The following is a 15,961-nucleotide window of genomic DNA, read 5'->3' on the forward strand; positions in this document are numbered from 1 at the left end:
CGACGTCGACGTCGTCGCCACCCTGAGCAACAGCCAGATCCCGCCCGGCCACCCCATACCGGACAACGTACGCACCGTCGAGTTCGTCAACCTCGACGTGCTCCTGCCCACCTGCGCCGCCATCATCCACCACGGCGGATCAGGCACCTCCCAGACCGCACTCATCCACGGCGTACCCCAGGTCATCGTGCCGGCGGTGTTGCTCGACAACCACCTGAAGTCGTGGCGGGTGGCGGAGGCGGGAGCGGCACTGTGCGGCAGCGCCGAGAAGTGCACGGCGCGGGAGCTGCGCGCACTGCTGTCGAGAGTGCTCGAGGAGTCGTCGTTCGCGGCCGCGGCCGCCCGGCTGCGGGTCGAGATGCTCGCCGCGCCGGCACCGGCCGAACTGGTGCCGGCGCTGCGGCGCCTCACCCGCGCTCTGCGGTGAGCTTCTCCAGCATTGGAACCACGTCGTTCGGCGAGGGCATCGCACTCATGGCCTCGCGCAGCTGTCCGGCCCGGTGCCGAAACGAGCCCTCGTCGAGGATTCGGGCCAGGAGGCCGCGCAGCCTCGCCGGGGTGAGGTCGGAGGAGTGCAGGGCCAGTCCCGCACCGAGCGCCTCGGTGCGCTGGGCCCGGTAGACCGCGTCCCACATGTATCCGAGCGACAACTGCGGTACGCCCAGCGCTGCAGCAGTCGCCCAGGTGCCCAGGCCCCCGTGGTGCAGGACGGCGGCGCACGTCGGCAGCAGAACGTCGAGCGGCACGTGTTCGACCAGCCGGACGTTGTCCGGCACGTCCGGCACGAGGGCCTGCTCCTCGGCGGAGAGCGTGGCGACCACCTCGACGTTGAGCTCCGCGACGACCTCGAAGAGGTCCTCGATGGCGATCATGTTCGACCAGTTGCTGGTACGGGCGGTCATGCCGAGCGTCACGCACAGACGCGGCCTGCCGGGCGGCTCGCGCAACCAGTCCGGCACGATCGACGGCACCTGGCCGTTGTAGGGGATGTAGCGTATCGGCACGGTCGGCTGCCGGGTGTCGATCCGAATGCCCTCGGGCATCGGGTCGATGGACCACTGCCCGGTGACGATCTCCTCGTCGAAGCCGTGACCGTAGCGCGCAAGGGTCGAGTCGAGCCAGGACGCGAGCACGTCGTCGCGCCGCCCGGCCGGTAGCCGGTCGAGCATGGACAGGTGTCGCTCACGGGTGCTGAGAAACATGTCCGGCATCGTCAACAGCCGGGCGTGCGCCGCGCCGGTGACCCGGGCGGCGACCGCACCCGCGAACGTGAACGGCTCCCACAGCACCAGGTCCGGCTGCCAGCCGTAGGCCAGGTCTACGACGTCGTCGATCATCGAGTCGCTGTTCACCTTGGAGTAGAACAGCGCAGTCATCACGGTCTCGTGGCCCCTGAGGAACTCCAGGCCCAGCCTGTCGTGGCGCTTTTCCAGGTAGTCGCGGTCGTCGTGCAGTGCGAGGATGTCAGCGCCGACCTTGGCGAGCATCTGGTCGTGGGCGTGGTCGACGCCGACCGGCGCCGCGGTGAGTCCGGCACGCACGACGGCCTCGACGAGCGCCGGCTGTCCGGCGACGAGAACCTGGTGCCCGGCGGTGCGCAGGGCCCAGGCGAGGGGCACGCATCCGCTGAAGTGGCTGTCGACGGCAAAGCAGGTGATGAGTACTCGCATGTCCGCGCCTCCTTTCGCTCACGCAACGACGGGCCGCGACAGCGGGCTGCCGGTCACGGGGGACCGCAGCCGCCGGTAGCCCTCGCCGGCGGCGCGCAACGTGGGCAGGTGTGCCGCGAGGGCGGACACGGCGACGGTGGCGTGCCGGCGTACCGTCTCGGCGACGACGCCGGCCGGCATCGCAGGGTGCGCCCAGAGGATCTCGGCAGCCGGCTCGCGTCCCGGATCGAAGTGGTCCGGGTCGGCGAACGCGGCGGGGTCGCGATTGGCAGCTTCGAGCAGGACCACGACCTCGCTGCCCGCCGTGATCGCGGTGCCGTCCAGATCGAGGTCGGTGCGGGCGACGAGGCGTTGCAGCCGGACGGGCGGCGCGAAGCGCAGGGTTTCGCGTACCGCGGCGGCAGCGAGACCCGGATCCGTCGCCACGGCTGTCCACCGCCCGGGCTCGGCGAGCAGCGCGCTCATGGTGTTGGCGATCAGCGTCGCCGTAAGGTCGGCGCCGACGGCACAGTGGAGCAGCGCCACCGGCAGGACGCTGTCCGGCTCGGTGCGCGTCAGCTCGCCGAGCAGGTCGTCACCGGCGCCGGTCGGCAGCGAGACGAGCAGTTCCCGCAGCCCGGCGATCGAGTCGAGCAGCAGCCGGGCGGTGTCCAACCGCGGCGGGCACAGCGTGGCGTCGAGGGCGGTCGCGGCGCCCGCACACAGCCGCGCGAACTCCTCCTGGTGCGCTGCCGGCACGCCGAGCAGGACAGAGGTGGCCATGGTGGCGACGGGCACCGCGTAGTCCGAGGTCAGGTCGAACGTGCCGTTGAGGCCGGCGGCCAGCCGGTCGATCCGGACGGTGATCTCCGTGTGTGCCTTTCTCAGGCGTGGTGCGGCGAGTGCGGCCGTGACGCTTCGCCCGAAGCGTTCGCAGTCCGTCCGGTCGAGTTGGAGGCCCACGTCGTCGAGGGGCAGCACGTCGTCGAGGGTCGGCATGGCCCACGACGGTGCGCTGTCGGTGGGCGGCGGTTTGCGCAGCCCGAGCCGCTCGTCGCGGAGGAGCCGGACGGCCAAGGCGTGCGTCGCGGTGACCCAGGCCTCGGCACTGCTCCAGGTCAGCGCACCGTTCGCGCGTACGCGCCGGCCGAGTTCGTGGGGGTCGTCGCTCTCTGCCCGGAGCAGGAGGGCGTAGGGGTCCTGCCGGGCCCCGTACACCCACTGGAAGCCGCGCAGTGTCATGAGGGTCGAGCCGAGGGCGTCGTCTGTGCTGGTCGCCGTCATGCGGACAAGCTAGGAACGCGCGCTCGTGGTGCCCTCAAGCTTCGCTGTACCGCCTTGCCGCGTCGTGCCACATGTCGCGCAGCGACGCGTCGAGCGCGGTCCGCGGCTGCCAGCCGAGCAGCCGCGCCGCCCGGCGGTTGTCCGCCCGGGTCCAGTCTCCGCCCTTGCTCTGCACCGCGGCGCCCTGCTCGTCGATCGTGTCGGGCGGCAGTCCGGCCGCGGCCAGGAGCCAGTCGACGAGCTGCCGCATGGCGACCGCCTCGCCGCGGCCGACGTTGATGACCTGACCCACCGTGCTCTCGGGCGCGCGGGCCGCCCGGACGACCGCGTCGGTGAGGTCCCGCACGTCGAGGTAGTCGCGGCGCGCGTCGGCAATCGTCATCGGCACGCGGTCGCCCGGCCGGACGTCGCGGATCCGGTCGAGGACCGCGCCGAGGAAGCTGGCGGAAGTCGTGCCCGGCCCGCACACGTTGACCGCGCGCAGGACCACGCCCCGTGCGGTGCCGGCGGCGGTCGCGTTCAGAAGCGCCTGTGAACCGGCCAGCTTCGTCCGGGCGTATCCGGTCTGCGGCTCCGGCGTGCGGCTCTCGTCGATCAGTGTCCCGGCCGGCACCGGGCCGTACTCGTGGATGGTGCCGATGTGGACGATGCGCGGCGGATCGGGCATGAGTGTGCTGGCGGCGACCAGCCGTTCGACGATCTGGACGTGGGCGAGGTGCATCGCTTCGGCGCTGAGGACCCAGCCCCCCGTCGCGTTCACCACGATCTCGGTGCGGTGTGCGGTCAACGCTGCGGCGAGCTGCGCCGGCGCAGCCTCGGCGAGGTCGAGGCGGAGGGCGGAGCCCGCCGCGGATGTGCGCCGGGCGATGCCGAGCACGTGGTCACCGGAGGCACGGAACGCCGAGCACACGTGCTGCCCGACGCCACCGGTGGCCCCGAGTACCGCGACCGCGGTGCTCACTCGCGGCCCCGGGGCGCGGCGAACAGGTCGCTCTCCAGCTTCTGGCACTGTGCGTAGTCCGGTAGCAGGCCCAGTCTGCGGGCCTCCTCGATCGTGGGCGCGGACCTGTCCCGATCGGAGAGCACCCGCTCGACGCCGGTCGGCAGCGGCAGGTTCAGCGCCGGGTCCAGCACGTTGACCGCCTTCTCGTGCGCCTCGACGTAGCCGTCGGAGAGCATGTACGACACGACGGTGTCGTCCTCGAGCGCGGCGAAGGCGTGGGCCACGCCAACCGGCAGGTAGACCGCCCGGAACGCCTCTTGGTCGAGCAGGACCTGATCGAACTGCCCGAAGGTCGGGGAACCGACTCGGATGTCCACGACGAAATCGATCGTCTTGCCCCGCGCGCAGTACACGTACTTGGCGATTCCGGGCGGGGTGAGGGTGAAGTGCGCGCCCCGGACCACGCCCTTGCGTGAGCGGCTGTGGTTGGTCTGGGCCACCGGAAAGAGTGGGTGGCCGAGCGCCTCGACGAAGGCGGTCTCCTGGAAGGGTGAGACGAAGATCCCGCGGTCGTCGGGGAAGACCCGTGGGGTGAATTCGACGGCGCCTTCGACCTTCAGTGCGCGGGCCTGCATGGTGGATGACATTCGGTGCTCCCGAATCGGTTGGGCGATGGACGATCAGTTCGGACCGGCGGTGACCGGCCGACGATGCTGCTCGGTGAGCAGTTCGAGGGCGGGAACGATGTCGGCCGGTGTCGGGGCGCCGAGCACCTCGCGTCGCAGCCGCGCCGCCGCCTCGCGGTACGACGGATCGATCAAGACACGGCGGACGGCCGCGGCCAGGGCCGGCGCGGGGAAGTCCGGGTCCCGGATCCACACCCCGGCACCCGCACGTTCGATCAGCTCGGCCTTGTATTCGGTGTCCCACATCAGGTCGGGCACGACGACCTGCGGTACGCCGTGCAGCAGCGCGGTCTGCATCGAGCCGGAGCCGCCGTGGTTGATGATCGCCGAGCAGGTTGGCAGCAGCACGTCAAGGGCCATGAAATCGACGACCCGGACGTTCGACGGCACCGGGCCGAGGCCGGCGAGTTGCCGCGCGTCGAGCGTAGCGACGATCTCGGCGTCGATCTCGGCCGCGGCGGCGAGCAGTTCGGCGCTCGCGGCGCGGTCGCGGCCGAGCACGTCGCGTCCGCTCTGACCGAGCGTCAGGCACACGCGTGGCCGGTGCGCCGGGGCGCACGTCATCTCCGTCGCCGTGGCCGCGCCGTTGTAGGGCACGTACCGGACCGGCACGCGAAGCTGGTCGGTGGCGAGCCCGACCGAGGGTGGCACGGGATCGATGGTCCACTGCCCGACCACGGCTTCCTCGGCGAACGCGACGCCGTACTTGTCGAGCGCGCTGCCGAGCCAGTCGCGGAACGGGTCGTCGGGTGCGTCGTGACGCCGGTACTCCATCCGTGCGCGGGCGATCAGGTCGAGTCCGAACAGCAGCCGCGCGTGCGCGGCGCCGCCGGCCATCGCGGCGACGGCGCCGCCGAACGTCATCGTGTCCCAGACGACGAGGTCGGGCCTCCAGTCGAAGACGAGGTCGACGAGCTGTGCGATCATCGGCTCCGGGTTCAGTGCTCGGTAGACGTCGGTGGATATCGCCAGGGCGGTGCGCAGGTATTCGCGCGTGCGCCGGTCGGACCGCCGGCAGCTCAGGTCGGCCAGTGCCGTGAAGTCGACGGAGCCGTCGTCGGGCCGGTCGATCTGTTCGGACAGGGCGAGCGGCTCGCCGACGGGCACGAACAGATGGCCGGTCCGCGCGACGGCGTCGGCGAGATCCGGCTGGCCCGCGATCCGGACGTCGTGCCCGGCTGCGCGCAGCGCCCACGCGATCGGCACCTGGATCTGCAGGTGCGAGGGGGCAGCGAACGTCGTGAACAGGACCCGCATGAAGGTCTCCTCGAATGCGGACGGCGGCTGCCTCAGGCCCAGAGATTCGCACCGGGCGCTTGCGATCCGCTCGAGTCGGACTCGATGACCCCGTCTCCGCTTTCGAGCCGGAGAAGTGGGATCAGGATGTGCCAATCGTGGAGTACGATCTCCAAATTAGTTGCACTCATGTTCCGCTCTGGGCCACTATCCTGCTAGGCTGGGTCAATGGTCACGGAGGTGCCGGAGTCCGGAACGCGCAACCGAACCCGGCGCGCGATTCTCAACGCTGCGGCGTCGGTCTTCGCGCACAATCGTTCGGCCACCCTGGCCGACGTCGCGGTGGCGGCCGACGTGGGTCGTAGCACACTGCACCGCTACTTCCCCGACCGCGACGAGCTGATCAACTCGGTGGTCGCCGACTGCTACACGGCGATCGAGCAAGCCGTCGTCGACGCGCACGTCGAGCAAGGCAAGCCGCTCGACGCCATGCGCCGCCTGGTGGCGGCCATGGTGGAGCTCGGCGACCGTCTGCTGTTCCTGTTCGGCGACCCACGGCTGGCGGAGGAGTTCGCCAATCGTAAGCCCGAGAAGCCGCCGATCGTGCAGCCGGTCATCCTGCTGATCGAGCGAGGTCAGCAGGAGGGGGTCTTCGATCACGCCGTTGATGCGCGGTGGATCCAGCACGTCCTGTGGTCGCTGGTCTATACCGGCTGCGAAATGTCCGGCCAGGGCATGATGTCGCGGCACGAGGTCACCTCGACGGTCATCCGCACGCTCGAGCGTGGTGTCGTCCGCGACGCGTGAACGCGACCGGACACCACCCCTACAAGCCAATGGGAGCAACGATGAGGATCCTTGTGACCGGTGCGACGGGTTACGTTGGCCGCAACGTCCTGCCGCAGTTGGTGTCCGCCGGCGTCGACGTCCGCGCGCTGACCCGCGACCCGGCCAGAGCAGAGGTGCCGGCCGGCGTGGACCTGGTCCGCGGCGACCTGAGCCGGCCGGACTCGTTGAGCGAGGCGCTTGAAGGCGTCGAGCGGATGTACCTCTTCCCGGCACCGGAGACCGCGCGTGAGGTAGTCGCCCGCGCCGTGAAGGCCGGCGTGCGGCGCATCGTCGTGCTGTCGTCGGGGGCGGTGACCACGGGTTACGACACCGACTTCCACCTGCCGGTCGAGCGGGCAGTCGAGGAGTCCGGCCTGGAGTGGACCCATGTCCGGCCCGGCGAGTTCGCGACCAACACTCTGCACATGTGGGCGCCGTCGATCCGTGCCGAGAACGCAGTGTACGACCCGCATCCGGACGCCGTCGGCGTGCCGACGCACGAGCGTGACGTCGCCGACATCGCTGCTCTCGCGCTACTCGAAGACGGGCACACAGGTAAGGCCTACACCATCGTCGGGCCGCAGCCGCTCACCCACGCCGAGCAGCTGGAGGCGATCGCCGCGGCGGTCGGACGGGAACTGTCCTTCAAGGACGTCACCGCGCAGGAGGCCTTGGCGTACTACCAGGCGCTCGGTGGCTGGGCAGCAGCGAACGCACCGTTCCTGCTAGGTCTCGTCACGTACTCCAACGAGGAGACGACGCCGGAGGCCGAGCACCAGTACGACAAGGACACGGTGGAGGAGCACCCCACGGCCGAGAGTGTGACCAACCGGCCCGGGCGCACGTTCGCGCAGTGGGCTCAGGACCACGCCGACGACTTTCGCTGACGGGCTGCCCAGCGCGCTTCGAGCCGGCCACCACGGCCGGCTCCTAGCTTCGCGGTATGCGGGTACTCCTGACGACCTTCGCGGTCCGGTCCCATATCTACAGCCTCGTGCCGATCGCGTGGGCGCTACGTGCGGCCGGCCACGACGTGTGCGTCGCGACCCACCCCGAGGGGGAGGAGCACGTCGTCAGCGCCGGCCTGCCGTTCGCAGGGGTCGGCGAGCCGATCCCGAGCGTCGGTGAACAGGACACCGGCGGGGACGTCGAGAGTGGGGCCGCGCAAGACGGCGGCGGGACCTTCGGTTGGGCGGACTGGCCGGAGCTGCTCGACCTCGCCGAGACCGACCCGACGACGCTCACCTACGACTACCTTCTCGGCGTCTTCGCGGCGTACACGCCGATGGTCTTTCGGTACTACACCGACGGCATGGTCGACGGCCTGGTGGAGTTCGCCCGCAGGTGGAAGCCCGATCTGGTGCTGTGGGACACGATGTCGTTTGCCGGCCCGGTGGCGGCGGCGGCGTGCGGCGCCGCCCATGCGCGGGTGCTGTTCGGACTGGACATCCTCGGCCACGCCCGCGGCGCGTTCCTGCGCGCGGCCGCACGACGCCCCGCGTCCGCATGCGACGATCCGCTGCGCGAGTGGCTCGACGGCGTGCTGCGCAGGCACGGCCGCACGTTCAGCGAGGAGGTGGTGGTCGGGCAGTGGACCGTGGATCCGGTGGTGTCCTCGTTGAGCCTGGGCACCGCATCGCCCCGCATCGGTATGCGATACGTGCCGTACAACGGGCCCTCGGTCGTTCCGGCGTGGCTGGCCGAACTCGATCCGGAGGTGCCCCGGGTATGCGTCACGATGGGAATCTCACACCGGGAGATATGGGGCGCGGACCGCGTACCCGTCGCCCGGTTGCTGGACGGGATCGCCGACCTGGGCGTCGAGGTGGTGGCGACATTGTCGGGCGGTCAGCGCGACGGCGTCGACACCGAGCGCGTACGGGTGGTGGACTTCGCGCCGCTGGACGCGCTGCTGCCGCTCTGCTCCGCCGTGGTGAGCCACGGCGGAGCCGGTTCGTTCCAGACCGCGCTCGTGCACGGGGTGCCGCAGGTGCTGGTGCCGGACATGCTGTGGGACACCGGGTTGAAGGCGAGCCGCCTCGAGCAGCTTGGCGCGGGTCTGCGCGTGCGGGAGGTGCCCGCGACCTCCGCGCTGGTGGAGCGGGCCCTGACTGACAGACGGCTTCGCGACCGGGCGGCGCGGCTGCGGCGCGAGGCCCTCGGCATGCCGGCCCCCCGCGAGGTGGTACCAGTCCTCGAACGGCTGACGGCACGTCACGGCGTCAGGTGAGGGACAGGCCTCCGTCGATCGGGATCACTACGCCGGTCAGGTAACCGGCGTCCGGCTCGACGAGCTTGCGCACCCAAGTGGCGATCTCCTCCGGCGTGCCGACCCGTCCCGCCGGCGCACGGTCGGCCATCCACTTGAGGAAGTCGGCGTACTGCTCCTCGGTCATGCCGCTGCGGACCCCGATACCCGTATCGGCGACGCCGGGCGCGATCCCCACGACCCGGATCCCGCGCGGAGCCATCTCGACGGCCCAGGTGCGGGTCAGAAAGTCCAGCGCCACCTTACTCGCGCCGTACGCCCCGTTGGCGGGCCACGTCCGCTGGCCGAGCGCGCCCGCCGTGCTGATGTTGACCACCACGCCCCGGCTGGCCGCGAGGGGTTCGAGAGCACACCGCGTCAGGTGGATCGGTGCCATGACATTCGTCGCGAACTGCGACTGGATCTCCTCCTCCGTGGTGTCGGCGAGGAGCTTCGCGACCGACGTGGCGGCGTTATTGACCAGGACGTCGATCCGCCCGTACGCCTGCTGAGCCGCGTCGACGACGGCCTGCGGTGCGCCGGGAGCGGTGATGTCGGCGACAGACGTCCGGATGCCCGGGTAACCCTCGGCGGTGTCCCTCAGGCTCGCCGCAGTACGGCCGACGATCAGGACGTCATCGCCCTGCTCGGCGAACCCGCGGGCCACGGCGCGGCCGATGCCGGTGCCGCCGCCGGTGATGACGATGCTGCGCCTCAGCGCGGACCTGTTCCCATTACCCATGGCCGGATTCTGCGCTCCGCACCTCGAGCGGGTCTGTCTGGAGACCGGACCGTCGGGTACGTGTGGGCGAGCGCCGTTCGAGCCGGGTTCGAACCGGTGACGATCGGCTGCTGCCAGGGTCGGGCAACCGCCCCGACCATCGGTAGGAGCACCGCATGAGCAGTCAGACCGACGCCGTACGGCGCGTGATCAACGCGTTCAACACCGGCAAGACCGACGACGTCGACGAGTACATCCACGACGAGTACCTCAACCCGGCGACGCTCGAACACGGCATCTCGCAGGGTCCGAAGGCCTTCGCGATGGTCGTCGCCTGGGTACGCCGGACGTTCTCCGAGGAGGCGCACCTCGAGGAGATCAACGTTACCGAGAACGGCGAATGGGTCCGCGCCCACCTTGTGCTGTACGGCCGTCACGTCGGCAACCTCGTCGGGATCCCGCCGACCGGCCGGCGCTTCGCCGGCGAGCAGATCCACCTCTTCCGGATCGTCGACGGCAAGATCCGCGACCACCGCGACTGGCCCGACTTCCAGGGCACCCTGCGCCAGCTCGGTGACCCGTGGCCGGAGAACGGCGGGTGGCGGCCGTGACGACGCTCAAGGCCTCGGACTACAAGACCGAGGTGGCCGCTGCTTTCGACCGGGTCGCCGGGACCTACGACCGGCTCGGGGTCGAGTTCTTCGGACCGATGGGGCGACGGCTGGTCGAGCGTGTCGCGCCCGCACCCGGCCACCGGGTCCTCGACGTCGGCTGCGGCTCCGGCGCCTGCCTGTTCCCGGCTGCGGCCCGGGTCGGTCCGGCCGGCCGCGTCGTCGGCATCGACATCGCGCCGGGCATGGTCGAAACAGCCCGTGCCGAAGCCGCCCGGCGCGGCGTCGGCAACGTCGAGGCACGCGTCATGGACGGCGAACGGGTCGACTTCCCGGCGGCCTCGTTCGACGTCGTGATCGGCAGTTACAGCCTCATCTTCCTGCCCGACGTGCGCAGCGCGTTGCGCCGCTACGCGCAGGTGTTGGTGCCGGGCGGCCGGATTGGCTTCACCAGCCCGCAGTTCCGCACCGGCACCTTTCCCTTCCTCCCGCCGGTCTTCACCGAGCTGATTCCGAACGATCTGTTGCGCAGCCTGCCCGAGCAATGGCGGCCGGAGGCGCTGCAGCGGCGCTTCAACAGCTGGCTGGAGGGCCCGGCCGACCTGCGCGCGACAATGGAGGCGGCGGGATTCGTCGATGTCGACGTGCATGACGAGGCGGTACCGCTCGTCGCGGCCACCGGAGAGGTTTGGGTCGACTGGTCACACACGCACGGCATGCGGCTGATGTGGGACCACCTGACCGCCGACGACGCCGCCGCGCTGCGGGCCCGGCTCATCAAGGCCCTCGATGAGATGCGCGACGGCGCGGGACCGCTCGTCATCGACACCCCGGTCCGGTTCGTCACCGCGCAGACGCCTCCGGTGCGATAACGGGTCGCTGTGTTCGTCGGTCAGGTGACCGACGAACACAGCGACCCGGTCTTCTCTCGGGAGTCCGGTCAGAAGTCCGCGACGTGGTCGGCGGCCCATTCGGCGAGCGTGCGGGTCGGGCGGCCGATCACCCGTTCGGCATCGGGAGAGACCTGCGGTGGATGTTCGACCCACCGCTCCTCGAAGGCGAGGAGGTAGTCGGCGATCTGCTCCGGGAAGCCGAGGCCGATCAGGTCCGCGCGTGCCTCCGCCGGGCTCACCTCGATGAACGTGAGCGGACGGCCGATGCCGGTCGCGATCGCGGCCACCTGCTCACCCGGCGTCAGCTGCTGCGGGCCGGTCACGCGGTACGCGGCGCCCACGTGGTCGTTGCTCGTGAGCGCCGCCGCCGCGACGGCCGCGATGTCGGCCTCGTGCACTGGTACGCCGCGCGCCGCCGGGTAGGCCGCACGCACCACGCCCTTCTCGCGGATCGAGCGACCCCAGGTGTCCAGCTTGTTGAGCGCGAACTCGCCGGGCCGCACGTGGGTCCACTCGAGGCCGGACTTCTCAATCGCGCGCTCCACCGGCAGGTGGTAGACGGTGTCGGTGCCGTCGGTGACCGCGTCCGAGGAGAGCACGACGGCGCGGCGGATCCCGGCGGCGCGGGCGCGCTCGGCCACCGCCCCGGCGGTTTCCGCGACCGGGAAGAGGAACATCCGGTCGACGCCGTCGAAGGCGGGACCGAGGGTGTCCGGTGCCGCGAGGTCGCCCCGGACGATCTCGACGCCCGCGGGTAACCCGGCGACGGCTGGTTCCTGGCGGGTCAGCGCGCGTACCTCGACGCGTAGGGCGAGGAGATGCGCGATGAGGTGCCGGCCCACGTTGCCGGTCGCACCGGTGATCAGAATCCTCATCGTCTACTCCCAGGCCCGAACGGATAGCCCGTGGTGGAACACGTCGAGCGGGTCGTATGTCCGCTTGACCCGCTGCAGCCGTGGATAGTTGTCGCGGTAGTAGAACGCATGCCAGGGCACCCCTGACCGGTTCCACGCGGGATCGGCGATGTCGACGTCCGGGTAGTTGATGTAGGTACCGCTGTAGGCCTCACCCGGCACCGGTACGCCGCCGGTGGAGGCGTACACATCGCGGTAGCACTCGCGGGCCCAGGTGAGGAGCTTGGTCTCCTGCTCAGGCGTGAACCACACCGACTGGATCACCGAGGCGAAGCGCGCGTCGCGGTGCGGCATCGCCGTGGACGCTGCATCGACGGTGTTCACCTTCCCGCCGAAGTACCCGATGAAGGCATTGCTGCCGTAGAACTCGTAGCTGCCCTCGGACAGATAGCGGTACAGGGTGGACAGTTGTTCGCCGGTCCAGCCCGTACGCAGGAACGCGTCCTTGGCCTTGAACGAGTAGTCGCCGGCAGGCGGCATCGACAGGGTGGCCTTCAGCCACGGAGTCACCGACCGTTCCTCGGTGTTGGTGATGCCGAGTCCGTCGGACAGCGCGGCCAGGTATCCGGTGAGCAGCGCGTCGGCATCCGGGCGGGTGCCGTCGACGTTCACCCCGAGCTGGATCTGACCGTTGATCTTATGGTAGAGGAAGATTCCCGCGTCGATTCCGGTGTCGGTCGTCCCGTCGCCGCCGTGCTCCTCGTGCCACCGGCAGAAGTTGTGGACGAGGCGGAGGAAGATCTGCTCGTTGATGTCGCTCCAGTTCCAGTTGACCGCGGCGTGCAGCAGCGTGGCGGGCGGCCGGGGCAGCAGGGCGGCTGCGCTGGCGCCCGTAGCGCCGGGGGAGCGCAGCAGGTAGCGGGTGACGACGCCGAAGTTCCCGCCGCCGCCGCCGGTGTGCGCCCACCAGAGGTCGCGGTTCGGGTCGTTCGGTGCCCGGGTCGCGACGACCGTGCGCACCCGTCCTGACGCATCGACGACGACGACCTCGACGCCGTAGAGATGGTCGGCCGCGAGCCCGTGCCGTAGCGCCAGCGTGCCGTAGCCACCGCCGGCGAGGTGCCCGCCGATTCCGACACTGGGGCAGACGCCGGCCGGCAGAGTGACACCCCACGCGAGGTACAGCGTCCGGTACAGCTGGCCCAGCGTTGCTCCCGACTGCACGGAGATGGCCCGGTGCACCGGGTCGTAGGAGATGCCGCGCATCTCGGAGACGTCGATGACCAGGCGAACCTCGGGGCTGTCGACGAAGTCCTCGAAGCAGTGCCCGCCGCTGCGCACCGCGAGCCGGGCTCCGGTGCGCCGGGCGTCCCGGACCGCCTCGACGACCTGGGCGGGGGTATTCACCAGCCGTACCGAGTCGGGTGTGCCGGTGAAGCGGCGGTTCGCGCCCCGGATCGTGAGCTCCTGGTAGCGCGGGTCGTCGCGCCCGACGCTCACCGCGCCGAACTCGGGTGCGCAGCCGGCGGCTGCGGCGCCGCCGGGCGCGCCGATACCGCCGACGAGTGCGGAGCCGCCCGCGACGATCGATCCGCCGAGCAACCGGCGGCGGGTCAACGGGGTCATCGCTGCTCTCCGGCGACTTCCCGGTACAGGTTCGGTTCGCTGCTGCTCAGGGCTCGCAGGGCGCGGGCGTGCGGGGTGAATCCGGGTTGTGCCAGCGCGTTGTGGAATCGTTCGGCGTCGCGCCACACCGCGATGTTGACGTAGCTCTGCTCGTCGGTGGTGTGTCGCAGCAACGTGTTGCCGAGGTAGCCGTCCTGCGCGGCCATGAACGCGGTGGTCGCGGCGAACGTCCGTTCGAACTCCTCCGCGGACGCGTGCACCGTGAAGCGGTTGATGAATGTGACCGGTGCTACCGGTCCGGTTGGTTCGTTACCTGCCACCTGATCGCCCTTCGCTGCGGTGCGGCGTCGGGCCTACCGGGCCCGGCGCCGGTCAGGCTGGCAGGGACGCCTCGCGCGGGGATCGACGATCGCTGGTCGGCCGGCGCGTCACCGGCTCAGGTTGCGCCACCGACGCACGGCCAGCGGGAGGAAGACCGCGGTGATCACCAGCGGCCAGACGATGGCCAGAAGGGTGGCGTGGTCCGCGGCCCAGGAACCACCGGTGCGCCCGGGATTGCCGAACAGTTCGGCGCTGGCGCCGATGGTCGCCGAGAGTGGGTTCCATTCGGACATGACCCGTAGCCACGTCGGCATCTGCTCCGGCGACACGAACGTGTTGGCCAGCAGCGAGACCGGAAACAGCACCACGAACGACGACCCGGCGGCCTCCGGGGAGAGCCGGAGTCCGATGTAGATGCCCACCCAGATCAGCGAGTATCGCAGCAACAGCAGTAGCAGCACCGCCAGAACGGCGCTCTCCCAGCCGTTGTGCCAGCGCCAGCCGATGGCCAGGCCGCACAGGATCAGGCTGACCAGTTCGAGGAAGGAGTGGAACATTCCGGTGAAGCAGTGCCCGAGCACGACCGACGAACGCGAGATCGGCATCGAGCGGAGGCGGTCGGTCACCCCCTTGGAGCTGTCGTTGGCGACCGTCATCAGGGTGGTGACGATGCCGAAGAGCATGGTCTGGCCGAACAGGCCCGGCATGAGGTATTCGCGGTAGTTGTCGACCCCGTCGACGGCCATCGCGCCGCCGAACACGAAGCCGAACAGCACGACCATCTCAACCGGCCAGAACAGGCTGTATGCCATCTGAATCGGCACGCGAACCCAGCTGATCAGGTTGCGATGCCACATGACGAAGCTCTCGGTCAACGTCCAGCGCAGGTGTCCGGTGAGGCGGTCCGGCGACGATACGACCGTCGGGTTCATCCGACCGGCTCCTTGGTCTGATCGATGGGTATGCCCTCCTGCGCCGGGTCTGCGGTCAGCCGCAGGAACACCTCGTCGAGGGTCGGCCTGCGCAGCGCGATGTCAGCGACGTCGATGCCGGCCTCAGCGAGCCGGCGCGTCACCTCGACGAGCGTGCCGACCCGGTCTTTGACCGGAGCATTGATGCGGCGGGTGTCTGGCTCGCTGTGCGCACTCTGCGTGGTGACGCGTTCCACCAGGGCGGTAGCCGCGGCCAGCTCAGCGGCGTCGCGCACGACGATGTCGAGCTGGTCGCCGCCGAGGGTGGACTTGAGCTGCTCCGGGGTGTCGTCGGCGATCACGCGGCCGTGGGCCATCACGGCGATCTGATCGGCGAGCTGGTCGGCCTCGTCGAGGTACTGCGTCGTCAGCAGAACGGTGGTACCGCCGTGGGTCAACATGCGCACGGCGTTCCAGACCTCGTTGCGGCTCCGAGGGTCGAGGCCGGTGGTCGGCTCGTCGAGAAAGAGCAACCGTGGGGCGAGGATGAACGCGATGGCAAGATCGAGCCGGCGGCGCATGCCGCCGGAGTAGTGCCGAACCTGCTTGTCGGCTGCGTCGGTGAGCCTGAACTGTTCCAGCAGCTCGTCGGCGCGGATCCGCGCCGCCCGGGCCGGAAGATGGTACAGGCGGCCCCACATGCGCAGGTTCTCGCGGCCTGTCAGCATCTCGTCGACGGTCGGCTGCTGCCCGGTGAGTCCGATCTGGAAGCGCACCCGGGCGGGCTCGCGTACCACGTCGAACCCGGCGACGGTCGCGCTGCCGCTGTCGGGCAGAAGCAGGGTTGTCAGGATGCGCACCGCGGTGGTCTTGCCCGCGCCGTTCGGGCCGAGAAGGCCACACACCGTGCCCTCCATGACCGTGAGGTCGAAGCCGTCCAACGCCTTCGTCTTGCCTAGCTTCTTGCACAGGTCACGGGCGATGAGCGCAGGTCTGGTCGGCATGCTGCGCCTCCTCTCGGCGCCCTGAATCTAGCACACGAAACTCCAGTAATGGAACACTGATGTTCCATTGAGATTCGATCTCTTGGCAGAATGGGCTTCGCTGGTACTCTTTCGTAAGGCATCGACGTACTCTTTTCACTCACAGG

At 70.1% G+C, this 15,961-nt stretch carries 17 protein-coding genes; 6 read left to right on the forward strand and 11 right to left on the reverse strand.

The annotated features are described in order from the left end of the window. Window positions 1–427 (forward strand): nucleotide disphospho-sugar-binding domain-containing protein (locus tag IF06_RS0100005; RefSeq protein ID WP_030268060.1); only part of this gene is annotated, 427 nt, incomplete at its 5' end. Here IF06_RS0100005 and IF06_RS0100010 read toward each other — a convergent pair. Genes IF06_RS0100010 through IF06_RS0100030 form a run of 5 tightly spaced genes read right to left on the reverse strand, consistent with a single transcriptional unit; the run spans window position 408 to window position 5,819 of the window. Beyond that, window positions 408–1,670: an activator-dependent family glycosyltransferase gene (locus IF06_RS0100010; protein WP_030268061.1), complete on the reverse strand. Its 1,263-nt coding sequence runs from the start codon at window positions 1,668–1,670 to the stop codon at window positions 408–410. The genes IF06_RS0100005 and IF06_RS0100010 overlap by 20 nt on opposite strands. An 18-nt stretch (window positions 1,671–1,688) precedes the next feature. Continuing rightward, a complete protein-coding gene (locus tag IF06_RS0100015; protein ID WP_030268062.1) occupies window positions 1,689–2,933 on the reverse strand; it encodes a P450-derived glycosyltransferase activator in 1,245 nt (414 codons plus the stop codon). A gap of 34 nt (window positions 2,934–2,967) precedes the next feature. Continuing rightward, a complete protein-coding gene (locus IF06_RS0100020) occupies window positions 2,968–3,894 on the reverse strand; it encodes an NAD-dependent epimerase/dehydratase family protein (RefSeq protein WP_030268063.1) in 927 nt (308 codons plus the stop codon). Beyond that, complete coding sequence (locus tag IF06_RS0100025; RefSeq protein ID WP_186461512.1) at window positions 3,891–4,511, reverse strand: dTDP-4-dehydrorhamnose 3,5-epimerase family protein; 621 nt, start codon at window positions 4,509–4,511, stop codon at window positions 3,891–3,893. The genes IF06_RS0100020 and IF06_RS0100025 overlap by 4 nt, the downstream gene beginning before the upstream one ends. A gap of 45 nt (window positions 4,512–4,556) precedes the next feature. Continuing rightward, window positions 4,557–5,819: an activator-dependent family glycosyltransferase gene (locus IF06_RS0100030; RefSeq protein ID WP_030268066.1), complete on the reverse strand. Its 1,263-nt coding sequence runs from the start codon at window positions 5,817–5,819 to the stop codon at window positions 4,557–4,559. Between the two features lie 207 nt (window positions 5,820–6,026). Between IF06_RS0100030 and IF06_RS0100035 the strand changes: the two genes are divergently transcribed. Genes IF06_RS0100035 through IF06_RS0100045 form a run of 3 tightly spaced genes read left to right on the forward strand, consistent with a single transcriptional unit; the run spans window position 6,027 to window position 8,856 of the window. After that, the gene (locus IF06_RS0100035; RefSeq protein WP_013287150.1) at window positions 6,027–6,605 is read left to right on the forward strand and encodes a TetR/AcrR family transcriptional regulator; all 579 of its coding nucleotides are present in this window, start codon (window positions 6,027–6,029) and stop codon (window positions 6,603–6,605) included. Between the two features lie 41 nt (window positions 6,606–6,646). Then, window positions 6,647–7,513, forward strand: a complete 867-nt coding sequence (locus tag IF06_RS0100040; protein ID WP_013287149.1) for an SDR family oxidoreductase — start codon at window positions 6,647–6,649, stop codon at window positions 7,511–7,513. 56 nt (window positions 7,514–7,569) lie between these two features. Beyond that, the gene (locus IF06_RS0100045; RefSeq protein WP_030268070.1) at window positions 7,570–8,856 is read left to right on the forward strand and encodes an activator-dependent family glycosyltransferase; all 1,287 of its coding nucleotides are present in this window, start codon (window positions 7,570–7,572) and stop codon (window positions 8,854–8,856) included. Here IF06_RS0100045 and IF06_RS0100050 read toward each other — a convergent pair. Beyond that, window positions 8,849–9,616 carry an SDR family NAD(P)-dependent oxidoreductase gene (locus tag IF06_RS0100050; protein ID WP_052166114.1) on the reverse strand — a complete coding sequence of 256 codons (768 nt, stop codon included), beginning with the start codon at window positions 9,614–9,616 and terminating at the stop codon, window positions 8,849–8,851. The two genes, IF06_RS0100045 and IF06_RS0100050, sit on opposite strands and share 8 nt — an antisense overlap. A 155-nt stretch (window positions 9,617–9,771) precedes the next feature. Here IF06_RS0100050 and IF06_RS0100055 point away from each other — a divergent pair, with 155 nt between their 5' ends. Together IF06_RS0100055 and IF06_RS0100060 are read left to right on the forward strand one after the other, a co-directional pair. Continuing rightward, the gene (locus tag IF06_RS0100055) at window positions 9,772–10,206 is read left to right on the forward strand and encodes an ester cyclase (protein WP_013287146.1); all 435 of its coding nucleotides are present in this window, start codon (window positions 9,772–9,774) and stop codon (window positions 10,204–10,206) included. Next, window positions 10,203–11,078, forward strand: a complete 876-nt coding sequence (locus tag IF06_RS0100060; RefSeq protein ID WP_036310121.1) for a class I SAM-dependent methyltransferase — start codon at window positions 10,203–10,205, stop codon at window positions 11,076–11,078. The genes IF06_RS0100055 and IF06_RS0100060 overlap by 4 nt, the downstream gene beginning before the upstream one ends. Window positions 11,079–11,146: 68 nt before the next feature. Here IF06_RS0100060 and IF06_RS0100065 read toward each other — a convergent pair whose 3' ends face one another. The 5 genes from IF06_RS0100065 to IF06_RS0100085 form a co-directional block, all read right to left on the reverse strand. Continuing rightward, window positions 11,147–11,974: an NAD(P)H-binding protein gene (locus IF06_RS0100065; protein WP_030268078.1), complete on the reverse strand. Its 828-nt coding sequence runs from the start codon at window positions 11,972–11,974 to the stop codon at window positions 11,147–11,149. A gap of 3 nt (window positions 11,975–11,977) precedes the next feature. Beyond that, window positions 11,978–13,579, reverse strand: coding sequence for an FAD-binding oxidoreductase (locus tag IF06_RS0100070; protein WP_030268080.1), 1,602 nt, complete (start codon window positions 13,577–13,579; stop codon window positions 11,978–11,980). Then, complete coding sequence (locus tag IF06_RS0100075) at window positions 13,576–13,899, reverse strand: antibiotic biosynthesis monooxygenase family protein (RefSeq protein WP_013287142.1); 324 nt, start codon at window positions 13,897–13,899, stop codon at window positions 13,576–13,578. The genes IF06_RS0100070 and IF06_RS0100075 overlap by 4 nt, the downstream gene beginning before the upstream one ends. A 108-nt stretch (window positions 13,900–14,007) precedes the next feature. Beyond that, a complete protein-coding gene (locus IF06_RS0100080) occupies window positions 14,008–14,832 on the reverse strand; it encodes an ABC transporter permease (protein WP_013287141.1) in 825 nt (274 codons plus the stop codon). Beyond that, entirely contained in the window at window positions 14,829–15,815 is a 987-nt protein-coding gene (locus IF06_RS0100085; protein WP_013287140.1) for a daunorubicin resistance protein DrrA family ABC transporter ATP-binding protein, read from the reverse strand. The genes IF06_RS0100080 and IF06_RS0100085 overlap by 4 nt, the downstream gene beginning before the upstream one ends. Between the last annotated feature and the right edge of the window lie 146 nt (window positions 15,816–15,961).

Origin of the sequence: Micromonospora globosa, assembly GCF_000717585.1 — a bacterium.
In the GTDB taxonomy this organism is placed as follows: Bacteria; Actinomycetota; Actinomycetes; order Mycobacteriales; family Micromonosporaceae; genus Micromonospora; species Micromonospora aurantiaca.